Origin of the sequence: Pusillimonas sp., from assembly GCF_035515275.1 — a bacterium.
Taxonomy (GTDB): Bacteria; Pseudomonadota; Gammaproteobacteria; order Burkholderiales; family Burkholderiaceae_B; genus Pusillimonas.
Map to the genome: position 1 here is coordinate 1 of NZ_DATJBQ010000166.1, position 13,431 is coordinate 13,431.

Annotated in this window: 13 protein-coding genes; 2 read left to right on the forward strand and 11 right to left on the reverse strand. The window is 59.5% G+C overall.

The genetic code is table 11. The features are described from left to right. The 11 genes from VL003_RS12110 to VL003_RS12160 all read right to left on the reverse strand — a co-directional run. The coding region (locus VL003_RS12110) for a rhodanese-like domain-containing protein (protein WP_325442827.1) at positions 1-265 on the reverse strand (265 nt) is incomplete at its 3' end. A 41-nt stretch (positions 266-306) separates the two neighbouring features. Then, positions 307-612 (reverse strand): ArsR/SmtB family transcription factor, encoded by a 306-nt coding sequence (locus VL003_RS12115; protein WP_325442829.1) that lies wholly within the window; start codon positions 610-612, stop codon positions 307-309. 141 nt (positions 613-753) lie between these two features. Then, complete coding sequence (locus VL003_RS12120; RefSeq protein WP_325442831.1) at positions 754-1,161, reverse strand: YybH family protein; 408 nt, start codon at positions 1,159-1,161, stop codon at positions 754-756. A gap of 52 nt (positions 1,162-1,213) precedes the next feature. Further along, positions 1,214-2,404, reverse strand: coding sequence for a cupin domain-containing protein (locus VL003_RS12125; RefSeq protein WP_325442833.1), 1,191 nt, complete (start codon positions 2,402-2,404; stop codon positions 1,214-1,216). Further along, positions 2,401-5,046, reverse strand: a complete 2,646-nt coding sequence (mutS, locus tag VL003_RS12130) for a DNA mismatch repair protein MutS (RefSeq protein ID WP_414708300.1) — start codon at positions 5,044-5,046, stop codon at positions 2,401-2,403. Before mutS ends, VL003_RS12125 begins: the two co-directional genes overlap by 4 nt. 101 nt (positions 5,047-5,147) lie before the next feature. After that, on the reverse strand, positions 5,148-7,496 hold the full coding sequence (locus VL003_RS12135) for a phosphoketolase family protein (RefSeq protein ID WP_325442835.1): 2,349 nt from the start codon (positions 7,494-7,496) through the stop codon (positions 5,148-5,150). A 25-nt stretch (positions 7,497-7,521) separates the two neighbouring features. Continuing rightward, entirely contained in the window at positions 7,522-8,409 is an 888-nt protein-coding gene (locus VL003_RS12140) for an LOG family protein (protein WP_325442837.1), read from the reverse strand. After that, entirely contained in the window at positions 8,406-9,818 is a 1,413-nt protein-coding gene (locus VL003_RS12145) for an MBL fold metallo-hydrolase (RefSeq protein WP_325442839.1), read from the reverse strand. The genes VL003_RS12140 and VL003_RS12145 overlap by 4 nt, the downstream gene beginning before the upstream one ends. Beyond that, positions 9,818-10,207, reverse strand: coding sequence for an RNA-binding S4 domain-containing protein (locus VL003_RS12150; protein ID WP_325442841.1), 390 nt, complete (start codon positions 10,205-10,207; stop codon positions 9,818-9,820). The genes VL003_RS12145 and VL003_RS12150 overlap by 1 nt, the downstream gene beginning before the upstream one ends. Positions 10,208-10,380: 173 nt before the next feature. Continuing rightward, positions 10,381-10,716: a hypothetical protein gene (locus tag VL003_RS12155; protein WP_325442842.1), complete on the reverse strand. Its 336-nt coding sequence runs from the start codon at positions 10,714-10,716 to the stop codon at positions 10,381-10,383. Between the two features lie 18 nt (positions 10,717-10,734). Then, the gene (locus VL003_RS12160; RefSeq protein WP_325442844.1) at positions 10,735-11,340 is read right to left on the reverse strand and encodes a VOC family protein; all 606 of its coding nucleotides are present in this window, start codon (positions 11,338-11,340) and stop codon (positions 10,735-10,737) included. Between the two features lie 322 nt (positions 11,341-11,662). Here VL003_RS12160 and VL003_RS12165 point away from each other — a divergent pair, with 322 nt between their 5' ends. Both VL003_RS12165 and VL003_RS12170 read left to right on the forward strand, forming a co-directional pair. Beyond that, on the forward strand, positions 11,663-12,880 hold the full coding sequence (locus tag VL003_RS12165) for an ABC transporter substrate-binding protein (RefSeq protein WP_325442846.1): 1,218 nt from the start codon (positions 11,663-11,665) through the stop codon (positions 12,878-12,880). A 13-nt stretch (positions 12,881-12,893) separates the two neighbouring features. After that, positions 12,894-13,364: a branched-chain amino acid ABC transporter permease gene (locus tag VL003_RS12170; protein ID WP_325442848.1), complete on the forward strand. Its 471-nt coding sequence runs from the start codon at positions 12,894-12,896 to the stop codon at positions 13,362-13,364. Positions 13,365-13,431 lie beyond the last annotated feature (67 nt).

Below are 13,431 nucleotides of genomic sequence, written 5' to 3' on the forward strand. Positions count from 1 at the left end.
CCCCTTCAAGCACATAGGTCTCGCCATCTGTACAAGCTTGCAGGGTTTGCGCGATGAGTTGTGTGCGATTGCCCGAGCGACAATGAAAAATAACCGCGTTGGCACCTTGCAGCGCAGCCGGGCGTTGGTTCAGTTGCTCAAGGGGAATGTTGATCGCCTGGGCGATGTGTTCGCGCGCGTGCTCTTGTGTCGACCGAATGTCTACCAGAAGGGCGCCTTCAGCCATGCGCTGCCCGGCTACAGTGGGGGTAAGTAGTTTGGTCATAGGAAATGTTTCCTTTAATTTGCTGTGAATGATCTTTGACCTTAAGGACAGTAGATCGACTTAAGCGTGGCGACGAGCTTGGCGACGTCCGGGTTCTCAATACGGTAATACAAGGTTTGCGCTTCGCGACGATAACTGACCAGGCCTTCTTCGCGCATTTTTGCAAGGTGCTGGGAAAGCGCGGATTGGCTAAGGTCTATGTACGATTGGATGGCGCCCACCGACATTTCCTTGTGCTCAATCAGCAGGCATAGCACCAAAAGGCGATGCTGGTTGCCCACCGTGCGCAGTAAGGCCGTTGCCTTGGCGGCGCCTTCCTGGAGAAAATGGATATCTTGCTCGTTCATGATTGTTTATTTTATATCAAGTTTATCTAAATTAGAAGAATCTAATTTAATTGGTCGATATATTCCGGGGCTGTGTCCGGTACGGCACTTTTTTACAACATTGCCGCTAGGCAATAGGGACACGGGCAGAAGTGCACAATGTCAAGGAACGTGTGGTGTTGCCGAGGCATGGTAGCTTTTGATCAGCCACTGGCCCTGTATCTTTTGTGCGGTGATTGATAAACACATGGGGCGCAGGCGTCGGTCGGCCTCGACGAAAGTAAGTTTGGCGTGGCCGGAAATAATGTCGGGCGTCAATGAAATGGCGTCGATGTCTTCAATAAGCACAGTCGTGCCCGTTGGAACCCGCTGGTAGTATTCACGTACTGCGTCACGTCCCGACAGTAGTGTGGGTGCCAGGCCTTGAAACAGTACGTCTTCGGCAAACAACGCAGCTATGGCTTGCGCGTCGTGATTGTCAAAAGCGGCCTGCCACAGACCTAAAAAAGCACGCAATATGTCGCTGCCCTGATCAGGGGGGAAGGAGTCGTTCGGGCGGGCGTTGCTCATGATCGGCCTCGAGATGATTAATATGGCGCGTATTAATGTTAACCGCGTTGATTCAGGTCGAGTCCTGATAATGCAGCCATCCCTCGGCGAGCCAGTCATTCAACATATCGATCTCTGCCGGCTTCAACCTGCGCGCAGTACGACTGGCGCAATCCAGTCGCCTTGCATCAGCAAGCTCGCGCAAGGCTGGGCTTGCCGGCAACGGGGCGAGTTCGCCGTTAATGTAGAGCTCGTTATTCCGGTAAATCACACGCGTACAGCGATCCAGCGCAAGCGCGCCGCTCTCGGGCAGCGTGTCGGCCAGATCCAGGTCTTCGTTGCTGGGATCGAACCATGCTGCCGGCGAGGGTTCCGTCAGCCATGATCCCAGAAAGCGAGAGGCCAGCTTATCGTCGAATTTGATTCGGCTTACCGCGTCAAGCGCAGCCTGCACCAGCATATCGGGCAGGAGGGCGGGGTGGGCGGTGGCGTCGACCCCGCGGTCGGTAAAGTGCTGATCCAGACGAGGGCCGGGTTGCGGCTGGGCGCCATACAGGCCCGGGTCCTCGCCGATGCGGGCCATGAGTTGGTCGCCTGCAGCTTCCAGCACGCCCCGCGCCAGCGCGGCCAGCTTCGGCGCCCTGAAGCCGATGGAGATGGTCATGCATTCGCCCTTCGCAACGCCGTCATGTGCCACTTGTGGCGGCAGGTAAAGCATATCGCCGGGCTCCAGTACGTACTCCTGCTCGGCCTCGAAGTGCTTCAGTATCTTCAGGGGCAGGTTTTCTTCCAGAGTCAGGTCTTTTTGCCTGCTAAGGCGCCAGTGGCGCCGGCCGTGGGCTTGCAGCAAGAAGACGTCGTAGCTGTCGAAATGCGGCCCTACCCCGCCGCCGTCTGAAGCGACGCTGATCATCGCGTCGTCCAGGCGCGCATCCGATATGAATCGAAACTGGTGCAGCAGCTCGGCCATACCGTCGTCGTGGGCGTCGACGTTCTGCGCCAGTACCGTCCAGTCGGGCTGGTTCATGGAAGGCAGGCGGTTAAAGGGCCCCGCTTTCATCTGCCATTTGCCCTTCACCTGCCGGATCAGCCGCGACTCAACTTCCTCTCGGCGCACCAGCTCGCGTATGTCGCGAATTGACAATGACGGGCTGAAGCCAGGTATGGCTTGGCGCACCAGCAGTGGCTTGCGCTGCCAGTATTTTTTCATGAACGTGCGTGGGCTGATGCCCCCCAGCAGCGCGATAGGAGTGTCTGGATTCATAGGTATTGCGCCCGTAAGCGGTATAAGGCGTCGAGCGCGTCGCGCGGGCTCATCTGGTCGGGGTCGAGTTCGGCCAGTGCCTGAGTCAGGGCGGCCACGCTCGCCGATTGCTCGATGTTGCGGTCGTCGGGATATTCCACAGCGTTGATGGGGTCGGGTGCCTGCGCGGCCGCCTCGGTAAACAGGTCAAGCTGCGGCGTGGGCGCGCCCAGGGCTTCCAGGCGCGCCAGCTCGCGGCCGGCATGGCGTATGACGGCCGGCGGAATACCGGCCCGTTGCGCCACCTGTATGCCGTAGCTGCGGCTGGCAGGCCCGGGGCGGACTTCGTGCAAAAACACGATGCCCGATGCGGAGTCGGCCGCCGCCAGGTGCACGTTGGCGGCATGAGGGTCTTCGACAGGCAGGCGGGTCATCTCAAAGTAATGGGTGGCAAAAAGCGTAAGTGCCTGGTTGTGCGTCAACAGCCTATAGGCTATGGCCCAGGCCAGCGCCAACCCATCGTACGTTGAGGTGCCGCGCCCGATCTCGTCCATCAGCACGAGGCTTTGAGGCGTGCAGGCGGCCAGGATGGCCGCTGCTTCGGTCATTTCCATCATGAAGGTGGAACGCCCGCCTGCCAGGTCATCGGCAGCGCCGATCCGGGTGAAAATGCGGTCGATCTGCCCCACCTGTGCCCGCTGCGCTGGCACGAAGCTACCCACTCGGGCCAGCAGCGCGATCAGGGCGATTTGTCGCATATAGGTGGATTTACCGCCCATATTGGGGCCGGTAATAAGCAATAGGCGTCGCTGGGAGTGCAGTTCGCAATCATTGGGGGTAAAGCGCTCGATAGTGCGCTCAACCACCGGATGGCGGCCTCCTTCAATCACGACTTGTGCCTCGGTACCAAGTTCGGGTGCCACCCAATCGTTTTCGCGAGCGTGTTCTGCCAGTGAAGCCAGTGCGTCGATTTCGGCCAGCGCCGAAGCGCATGACGACAAGGGCTGGGCATAGGGAGCCAATTGGTCCAGCAATTGTTCGAACAGCCATTTTTCGCGCGACAGGCTGCGGTCTTTGGCGGACAGAACCTTGTCTTCCCAGGTCTTGAGCTCGGGGGTAATGTAGCGCTCGGCGTTTTTCAGCGTTTGGCGGCGGCGGTAATCGGCCGGCACTTTGTCTGTTTGTCCGCGGCTGACTTCAATGAAAAAACCATGGACGCGGTTGTATTCCACCCGTAGGTTGGCAATGCCCGTGCGTTCGCGTTCGCGGGCTTCCAGTTCAATTAGAAACTCACCACTGTCGCTGGCCAGCCGGCGTAGCTCGTCGAGCTCAGTGTCGTATCCTGCTGCGATGACGCCGCCGTCGCGCACCATCAGTGCGGGCTCGGCGTCGACGGCGCTTTGCAGAAGCTGCGTCAGCTCGGCAGGCAATTGCAGTCGCTGCTGATACGCTTGCAGTTCTGGCGTTGCGCTGAAGGCGTGCTCAATGTGATTTGCCAGCGAGGGAAGCAGCTCAAGGGCGTCGCGCAGGCTGGCCAGTTCGCGGGGTCGTACCGACCGCAGGGAAATCCGGGTGGCGATGCGCTCGATGTCCGGGTAACGCTGCAAGGTTTCTTGCAAGGTGTCCAGGCCGGTGATGGCGTTCAGGCCGTCCTCCGCCGACGCCGCCAGAAAAGTGCCGATGACACCCTGTCGGGCTTGAGCCGGCTCGTTTTCACGCAGCGGATGATGCAGCCAGCGACGCAGCAGCCGGCTGCCCATGGGCGTGCGGCAATGATCAAGCGTTGAAAATAACGAGGGCCCATCGTCGCTGCCCAACGGCTCGGTCAGCTCCAGGTTGCGACGGGTAACGGGGTCCAGCACGACATAGGCACCGGGGCGCTCGACGCGAATCGACTGGATATGGCTAAGCGTTTGCGACTGCGTGCGCCCGACGTAATGCAATAGTGCGCCTGCCGCGCACATGGCCACCGGCATATCGTCCAGGTCAAACCCGGTCAGGGAATCAACCTGAAAATGCGTTTGCAGCACCTGTCTGGCGTTGTCGGCTTCAAAGTGCCAGTCGGGCATGGTGCTGCTTGCCACGGCCGCGTCCATGCGAACCCGCCGGCCTTCGGCACACAGCAGCTCTGCTGGGGCAATGCGGTGCAGCTCGGAATCGAGCATGTCGGGCTCGCATTCGGTCACGCTGAAATCGCCGTTTGCCAGATTCATCCAGGCCAGCCCGGCACGCTCCGACCGATTGACACGCGCTGTCCACACCGCCGCAATCTGGCGATCGGCCTTGGCGGGCAACAAGGCGTCGTCAGTAAGCGTGCCCGGGGTAACAATACGCACAATCTTGCGCTCGACCGGGCCCTTGCTTGTGGCGGGGTCTCCGATCTGCTCGCAAATGGCGACCGATTCACCCATTGCCACCAGTCGGGCCAGGTAACCCTCCATGGCATGAAACGGCACGCCCGCCATGGGAATAGGGGTGCCGTTTGAGACACCGCGCTTGGTCAGGGTAAGGTTCAGCAGCCGTGCCGCACGCTCGGCATCTTCATAGAACATTTCATAGAAGTCGCCCATGCGATAGAACAGCAGATGCGCCCCGGCCTCTTTTTTCAGGGTCAGGTACTGCCGCATCATCGGGGTGTGGGAGGAAAGGTCGGTATTGCTCATTGCTATTGAATGCTGCGTTGACGTCACTGGCTTAGTGGGCGATGCATGTCGGTGCCGCGCCGCGTGCCCAAGGTAGCCACGCGCTGAAAGCCATCAAGAAACTAATAATTGCCCCCGAGCATCGTGCGCATCGCCTCGTCCATCAAATCCTTATTGCTCCACCCCGCAACGGCCGCCGCCGCCTCCACAGCGTGCGCCCAGGTGCAGCGGTTTGCCCGCAGCATGCCAGGCACGTCCAGGGTGCCGCCACGACTGATATAGCCTAGCGCGCGGGTTGTGGCCGGGCCGGTGTCAATGCGGCGCAGCAGGCCCAGCATGGGTTCGGGGCGGGTGTGGCAAAGCAACACGCGCGGAAGACCGGGGGGAAACAGGGCGTCAAGGGTGGCGTCGTTGTCGACGAATTCGGCTTCAATGGCATCGCGGGGCACGCGCAGGCGGCCGGGCTCCAAAATGACGGTGACGCAGGTTTGTTTCCCATGGCTGGCCAAGTGCTGCTGCGCCCGAATGGCTTCGTCCAGTTGATACGCGCCGATGGCAATGATCTGCACGTCGGCTTGGTGGGGTGTGCCCACGAGGTGGGCTGCGCCATCGCGAACCAGACGTTGCGCGGCTGCGGCGTCAAACCGATTTTCGACCTCGCGCTTGGAGACGATCAGGCAAGCAAGCTGCCCGCGGCCCGAGTAGATGTCGCGCAGGGCGGCGACGGTCGTATTGCCGTCAACCGGAAACAGCACGCGCGACGTGTCCGACATTTCGCCCAGCAGTGCTTCGCCGATGCTGGGGTCTTGGTGCGACTGTTCGTTCTTGCTGTTTTCCCATGTGTGCGAGGTGACGATAAGCGGCACCGGAAGCCACTGCGCGGGTCGGCCCACAATCTGTTGGTGTCGGGCGAAGATAATTTCCTGGCGCATCAGGCCCAGCATTTTCATGGCAAAGGCTTCGTAGCTGACGATCAGGTTCAGGCCACCCTTGTTGCCCAGTGCGGCTGCGGCTACGGCTTCTTCGTTGAGAGCAGTAATGACTGCGCCGTGTACGTCTTCGGGTACGCCGGGTTCGGGCTCGTTGACACGGTGTTTAAGCAGGGCAAGGGTTCCGCCCATTTTGTTACTGGCCAGTTCGTCGGGGTTGCCGATACGCACGCGCAGGTCGCGATTGGCCTGAACAAACCGGACAAACCAGTTGTCCAGCGTGGTCATGGCGCTGCCGACGCTGCCAGGTGTTTCCCAGTCCGGTTCGGGCAGTACCGGGGCAGCGGGGTTTCGATGAGCCATGGGATGCCGGCTTTCCAGAGGCCGCTGCTGGGCTTTGTGCGTGGCAAAGGCGGCCAACGCTTCGTCCAGTTCGGTGCCTGGCACGAACAAGGCGCGGGCGCTTTCGTTGAAGATCTCGCGCACGGCGGGGTCATTGTGAGGGTTGCCGCCCAGCGGCAGGTTGTGTGCGGCGTTGGTGCCCGCACCAGGGAAACCGAAGCCTTTTTCGGTTTCGGCAATGACATAGGGCAGGGCGGCCGGGTAACGCCGCTTGGGGTCTGCCGCAAAATCGGCGAGGGCGCTTTCGCCATTGATGATGGCGCAGGCGATGGCGGCCGGGTCGCGGCCGTCGACGATGTGGGGCGAGAAACCGTTATTGCGCACGTCTTCGGCGAGCCACTCTGCACCGCCTTGTTGCAGAATCTGGCTGCGTTGTTCGATGCGGCGGCCGTTCAGGATCATGACCGGCACCGCGAAACCGCTGTCTTGCGCGCGCCACCAGCGCGGCGCCCAGTCTGCGCCGCGCTGCTCTTCGAATGCGCCGTCGCTTAAAAATGCCACCACTGATTCACCGGGCAAGGGCATGTGCACATATTGCAATTCTGCAAAACCCAGGTAACCCCCTTCGGAAACGGCGCCCGCAGTATGCGGGCCGGCGTGGCTTCCGAGGGGCGCCGCGGGTTGGCCGTCGGCAGTAATGGCGTAGGAATAAAAATCGTTGCACAGGTGCGCCAATCCGGCTTCGCTGCGGTCGTAGCGGCCGTGCTGCGCGGGCGAGACATCGCCGGTCAGGGCGTTAATGGCTTCGACGGCGGCCACGCAGTGGCCCTGGCCCATGATCCAGCCCCTTGTGGTGCCGGTCAGTGCGTTGGCCAGCAGGTACGCGACAAAGGCCTGCACCATATTCAACGCACCGCCGGTATGGCCCTCGGGGGTCGGCTTGAAATCCTTGACGGAAAGGGGAGCGCCAGACAGGTCGATGCGGCGCGCGTATGTCATGTGTGCGACCACATTCATGGCCACGCAAGCAAGACGGTCGGCGGCCGCCATGAGTTTCCATGCGACGCCTGCATCGGCTACCTGGCCTTCTGACACGAGCCTGCCTACCAATGCGTCGACTTCTGCGATGGTATCGGGTCTGTGGGCGATAGGTCCGTAGCCGGCGATCCAACGCTGGCGGTCGGCAGAATATGTGTTCATGAGCGTGTTCTCTGTACAGGTGCGCTTAAGGCGATGGTGTGAAGGACGAGGGCAGGGGCGCGTCTGGACCTTGCTCGCTATAGAACCGCTCGATGCAGGCCAGAATCTCTTCGGCGTTATCCGCATATTCGTACAGCTCGGCATCTTGGGGCGAGATATAGCCTTCTTCAAGCAGATAGTCAAAGTCGACGAGTCGGCGCCAGAACTGCCGTCCGACCAACACCACAGGTATCCGGGGCATCTTGCCGGTTTGGATCAATGTCAGCACCTCGAACAGCTCATCCAATGTGCCGTATCCACCCGGAAACGTAACCAGCCCGCGCGCGTGCATCAGGAAATGCATCTTGCGCAGGGCGAAATACTGAAAGCGGAACGCCAGCTCGGGGCTGACGTATGGGTTGGGAGCCTGCTCGTTGGGCAGGGTGATGTTAAGCCCAATCGATCGCGCCCCCGCTTCAAATGCCCCGCGATTGGCGGCCTCCATAATGCCGGGCCCGCCCCCCGTCACCACCACGAAATCGCAGCGCTCCTGTTGCTGAAATCGGTCTGAGATCATATGGGCAAAACGCCGCGCCTCTTCGTAATAGGCGGCCTGCTCGACCCGGCGTTCAGCCAGGGCCAGGGCTTGCTGATACGTGGCATTGGTAGCGGTTGAGGGGTCTTGTTGCTTAAGGGCGTCGATTTGCCAGCGCGCCGTGTTACGGTCGTAGACCCGTGCGCTGCCAAATACCACCACCGTCGAACAGATTCCTTCGTCGCGCAGGATACGCTCGGGTTTCAGCAGTTCGAGCTGTAGGCGCAGTGGGCGTAGTTCGTCTTCGGTAAGCAGGTCGATGTCTTCGTAGGCCAACCGGTAGGCAGGTGATTCGACGATGGCACGCAAGCGTTCTTCAAGATCGGGGCTCAAGCTCATGATCGATACTCTGGCGGTGTTGGCAGGGTAGCGACGTGACCGAGTTCGGGCACGGTTACGTTCCAGTCGAGCTCTTGATGTAACTTGTCGGCCAAGGCCTGGGCGGCCGGAGGCTCGCCATGTACGACGAAGGTGTGTGCGGGCGGCCGGCGAAAGGCCCCCGCCCAGCGCATCAGTGCTGCCTGATCGGCATGTGCCGACAGGCCTTCGATGCTGCGAATGGCGGCACGTACGGGAATGTCTTCTCCGAATATGCGAACCTGGGAGTCGCCGTCGACAAGGCGACGACCGAGCGTTCCTTCAGCCTGGAAGCCCAGAATCAGAACGGTGCATTCGGGTCGCGGCAGGTTGTGACGCAAATGGTGCTTGATGCGGCCGGCCTCGCACATGCCGCTGGCTGAGATAATAATGGCGCCCGACCGGATCTTGTTAAGGGCAATCGAGTCTTCGACGCTGCCCGTAAAGCGAACATAAGGAATGTCGACGCTACGCTTGTGCCAATGGGCGAGCCGGCGCGTTTCTTCGTCGAACAGGTCGAAGTGCTGACGTGTAATATGCGTAACTGCCGTGGCCATGGGCGAATCAACAAATATATGGGGCCGCTGCATGCGGCCCTCGCTGATCAGCCGATGCAACTGATAAAGCACCTGCTGGGTGCGTCCGACAGCGAAGGCCGGCATTATCACATTGCCACGACGTTCGAACAGGGTTTCTTCGATGACGGAAACCATTTCATCTTCGATCGTGCTGAACTCCTTGTGCAAACGGTCGCCGTAGGTGGATTCAATGACCAGAATGTCGGCCTCTTGAATGAATGTGGGGTCGCGCACAATGGGCCGATTCGGCTGGCCAAGGTCGCCGCTGAACACCACCTTGGTGGCACCGCCCGGCTCGTTGATCGTAACCTCGATTATTGCCGAACCCAGAATATGGCCGGCGTCCCGGTAACAGCATACTACGTCGGTACTGGGCGAAAACGCCTTGTCATAACTTACGCTTTTCGTATGCGTGAGGCATTGGTAGGCATCATGCACGGTATAAAGTGCCGGCAACGATTTCCTGTCTTTCGCCCGTTTGGCATGACGTAAAGCGTTGCTTTCCTGTATGTGAGCGCTGTCGGGCAGCATGACCTCGAGCAAGTCGGCGGTTGCGGCGGTGGCATAAATAGGCCCTTTGAACCCAGAACGGGTCAGTTTGGGCAGCAGGCCGCTGTGGTCGATATGGGCGTGCGTCAGCAACACGAAATCAATCGAGGCAGGATCAAACTTGAAAGGCTCATGGTTTCTTGTAAGGGCGTCGGAGCCCCCTTGGATCATGCCGCAGTCCACCAAGAAACGGGTGTTGGCCGTTTCGACCAAAAAGCAGGAGCCGGTCACTTCTTGTGCGGCACCAAGGAAACTTAATCTCATCAGTCGTCGATATTGCGTAAGCGGTTGATCAATCGTCGGTCGCGTTTTGTCGGGCGACCTTGTGTAATTTGCTGGGCAGGCTCGGGGGCGAGCCTTCGCAGTTCGGCTGCCTTTTCCCGTGCGGCGATGCTTTCAGGGGTTTCGGCATAGAGCAGTTGAGCCACGGTAGCGGGGCCGCGTACTTGGCTTAAGGCCTGCACGACCACGGTAGTGGCCGCGTCGCCGCGCTTTATCCATAGGGTGTCGCCCGGTTTGATTTCTCGGGCGGGCTTTACCATTTGCTGGTTGACATGAATGCGGCCTTTGTTGATTTCTTGGGTGGCCAGGCTGCGCGTCTTATAGAAACGAGCCGCCCAAAGCCACTTGTCGAGGCGCATGGATTCCTGCATGGTGTAAAGCCTGTTATTGAAACTACCCTGATTGTAGGCTTGCCCCGCCTGAATGGAAAAAGAGCCAGGGCCAGACGCGAACAGTGCCTGGCCTGGAGTTGATCGCAATCAATGCCAAACCAGGCACACGTCGACAAACGTTTCAGGTGTTGCTTGAGCCAGAGGCTACAGCCTTATTTGGGTGTCGGCATGGTCGCCACATGCTGGTTGGCATGCAGGACGGTGCCGTCGAATAGCGGCAGCACCGAACGTGCGTAATGCCCGCGCACTTCTTGGCGGTGCGGAGTGGCCAGCGCCGCCTCAAGTGCTTCTTTGCTGTCGAAGGCGAACTGCACGGTGGCATAAATGCCGGGCGCCCCCTCGTCGACCTCGTCGGCGATCAGCATCTGGGCCCAGCGTATGCCGGGAAACCCCGGGTAGTGGGCCATCATGGCTTTCAGCTGGGTGTCGAGCTCTTCTTTTTTGCCTTCAATGGGCCGGCCAATAAAGTAACCGCATCTTACGTACATAGTGATTGATTCCTGCAGTTAGACGGTGGCGGTTTTTTTGGGCGCGACAAAAGGGGTCATTTGGCGGGCGATGTTGTTGCGCCAGGCGTCGTACGGCTGGAACCCTTCGCTGGACTCGCACATGGTTTTGGTTGTGGCGATGATTTCTTCGTCGGACTTGTCCAGTTCGAGAGGAACCAGGAAGGGCTGAGAAATATACCAGTCGGAATCCACGTAGAACTCGAGATTATTGCCTTCGGGGTCGTGCGCGTAGACGCTCCAGGCGATGCCATGATTAGCCGGGAAGATGTCTTGTGCACCGGCCGAATGCAAGCGTTCGTGAATGTCGCGAAGGTCGTCGAGCGAACCCAGCTTGAACGAGATCTGGTTGATGCTTGGGCCGAATTGCGGGTTGGCGGCGTTCTGGGGCATGTTGTCGGGGCGCCCCGTGGCCAGCACGATCTGGTGATGCTCGGACGGGTCGCGCGACATGAACACCAGCCTCATGCCCGCAGCCTCGCCGCGATCGGTAATGGTGAAGCCCAGCACCGAGGTGTAGAAGTCGGTCATGGCTTCGAGGTTGCTGACGCTTATGCCCATGTGGCTGAACTTAAGGTTTACGGCTGGCTTGGTGGCGGTGGTCATGCGTTTGTCTCCGTTATGGTGGAATCGCGATACAACTTGTTTTTATACCTATGATTCGAAACGCGGCAATCCGCTTTTTGTATATTTTTTTGCGGGTGCCCTGTATTGCGCGCAGCTTATCGAACTTAATTTACATGATGTGCGTAGCAACCGCTCATGGGGTTTGTACTGATCAGTGGATTGACGGCGCAAGAACCAGGGGTAAACCCGTGATGTCCGAAACCGACAAGTGGCAGACGGCTTTTGGCATTCCCAACTCGGCTTTCCATTGATTTAATGTCCCGTAGCTGTCTTCGTCGTCCAACAAACAGGAGAAGAAGTTATGCAAAACGGGCGCAGAAAATTCCTGGGCCAGGGCCTGGGGGGCATGGCAACCATTGCCATGGGCGGGTTGGTGTTTCCGGTTGTCAGTCTGGCGGCGGATACAATCAAGGTAGGCGTGCTTCTTGATCTTTCGGGGCCGTTGCAATTGTTTGGTACGACCAAGGCGCAATGCCTGCGTTTGGCAGCCGAAGAAATCAACGCGAGCGGCGGGCTTTTGGGCCGCCAGATCGAACTGGTCACCTACGATACGCAGTCTAATAATCAGTTGTATGGGCAATATGCTCAGCAACTTGCCTTGCGTGACCGGGTAGCGGTGGTGCACGGTGCGGTAACCAGCGCCGCTCGCGAAGTGGCCCGACCGGTGCTGGCACGGGCAAAAACGCTGTACATGATGAACATGATCAACGAAGGCACCGAAGGCGCCTGCGATCGCAATATGTTTATCACCGGCCCCACGCCGCGCCAGTTGCTCGACAACCTCATTCCCTACATGATGGAAAAACACGGCAAGAAAATGTACATTCTGGCCGCCGATTACATTTTCGGGCAATTGTCGGGGCAAGCGGCCGAGCGCATATGCAAAGAGCATGGCGGCGAAACGGTCGGCTTCGACCTGTTCCCGCTCGATGTCGACAAGTTCGGTCCCACTATCAGCAAGATCCAGTCGGCCAAGCCCGATTTTGTCTTCAACGTGTTTGTCGGGCCCGCGCACGGCGCGTTCTACGGCCAGTGGGCGTCGGCGGGCATGAACAAGTCCATCCCCATGGCCTCTCACACCATCGGCGATGCAGGCGAGCAAATGCGCATGCCGCCCGAAGTCAGCGAGGGCATCGTCACCGTTAAAAATTACTACGACGAGCTCGACACCCCCGCCAGCCGCGAGTTTGTCGAACGTTTCAAAAAACGGTTCCCCGATTACAGCTACGTGGGTTCGTTGGCCATGGCCGATTACCAGGGCATGTATTTGTGGGCCGAGGCCGTGCGCAAGGCCAACTCGTTCGACCGCGAAAAAGTCATACAGGCATTCGAGGCCGGCATCGAAATTGACGGCCCCAGCGGCAAGGTGGCATCGCACCCGCAAACGCACTATTGCACCATGGACATGTATCTGGCCGAGGTGCGCAGCAGCCGCTTTCAGGTACTTGAAGGCTGGAAGCAAGTCCCTCCGGTGGCCGAGGGCGACAACAGCTGCAACGTGCTGAATATGTCTCTTTGATATGGATCTGGCCATGCTTGCCGGCGTACAGGTGGTGTACGCCATTGCCAGCCTCTTCTTGATCAGCGTGGGCCTGGCCATTGTGTTCGGCATGATGGGCGTCATCAACTTCGCACACGGCGAGTTCCTGATGCTGGGCGGGTTCGCTTTTATCCTGTCCGTGCGGGCCGGGGTCAATTTCTGGGTGGCCATGTTTGTGGTGGCGCCTTTGTGTGTCGCCGTCATCGGCGTCCTCATCGAACGGCTGGTCATCCGGCATCTATACGGGCGCATAGTCGAAACCATTCTGGCCACCTGGGGCTTAAGCTTGCTGCTTATCGGCCTGGCATCGTCGGTGTTCGGTTACTACCAGATGGGGGTGCGGCCGCCTTTCGGCGTTGTGCAAATAGGGGGCTATCAGACCGGAGCCTACACATTCTTTGTCATTGGGGTGGCCGTACCCCCATCTGGTAGTAACCGAACACCGACGATGCCAGGCCGATAAGCAGCAAGCTTAAGCCCCAGGTGGCCAGAATGGTTTCGACTATGCGCCCGTATAGATGCCGGATGAC

Bases quoted from the DNA above. Each gene is read 5' to 3' on its own strand.
- VL003_RS12170 (WP_325442848.1), top strand. From the start codon at position 12,894: ATGCTTGCCGGCGTACAGGTGGTGTACGCCATTGCCAGCCTCTTCTTG.
- VL003_RS12160 (WP_325442844.1), bottom strand. From the start codon at position 11,340: ATGACCACCGCCACCAAGCCAGCCGTAAACCTTAAGTTCAGCCACATG.
- VL003_RS12155 (WP_325442842.1), bottom strand. From the start codon at position 10,716: ATGTACGTAAGATGCGGTTACTTTATTGGCCGGCCCATTGAAGGCAAA.
- VL003_RS12150 (WP_325442841.1), bottom strand. From the start codon at position 10,207: ATGCAGGAATCCATGCGCCTCGACAAGTGGCTTTGGGCGGCTCGTTTC.
- VL003_RS12135 (WP_325442835.1), bottom strand. From the start codon at position 7,496: ATGAACACATATTCTGCCGACCGCCAGCGTTGGATCGCCGGCTACGGA.
- VL003_RS12125 (WP_325442833.1), bottom strand. From the start codon at position 2,404: ATGAATCCAGACACTCCTATCGCGCTGCTGGGGGGCATCAGCCCACGC.
- mutS (WP_414708300.1), bottom strand. From the start codon at position 5,046: ATGAGCAATACCGACCTTTCCTCCCACACCCCGATGATGCGGCAGTAC.
- VL003_RS12120 (WP_325442831.1), bottom strand. From the start codon at position 1,161: ATGAGCAACGCCCGCCCGAACGACTCCTTCCCCCCTGATCAGGGCAGC.
- VL003_RS12145 (WP_325442839.1), bottom strand. From the start codon at position 9,818: ATGAGATTAAGTTTCCTTGGTGCCGCACAAGAAGTGACCGGCTCCTGC.
- VL003_RS12140 (WP_325442837.1), bottom strand. From the start codon at position 8,409: ATGAGCTTGAGCCCCGATCTTGAAGAACGCTTGCGTGCCATCGTCGAA.
- VL003_RS12165 (WP_325442846.1), top strand. From the start codon at position 11,663: ATGCAAAACGGGCGCAGAAAATTCCTGGGCCAGGGCCTGGGGGGCATG.
- VL003_RS12115 (WP_325442829.1), bottom strand. From the start codon at position 612: ATGAACGAGCAAGATATCCATTTTCTCCAGGAAGGCGCCGCCAAGGCA.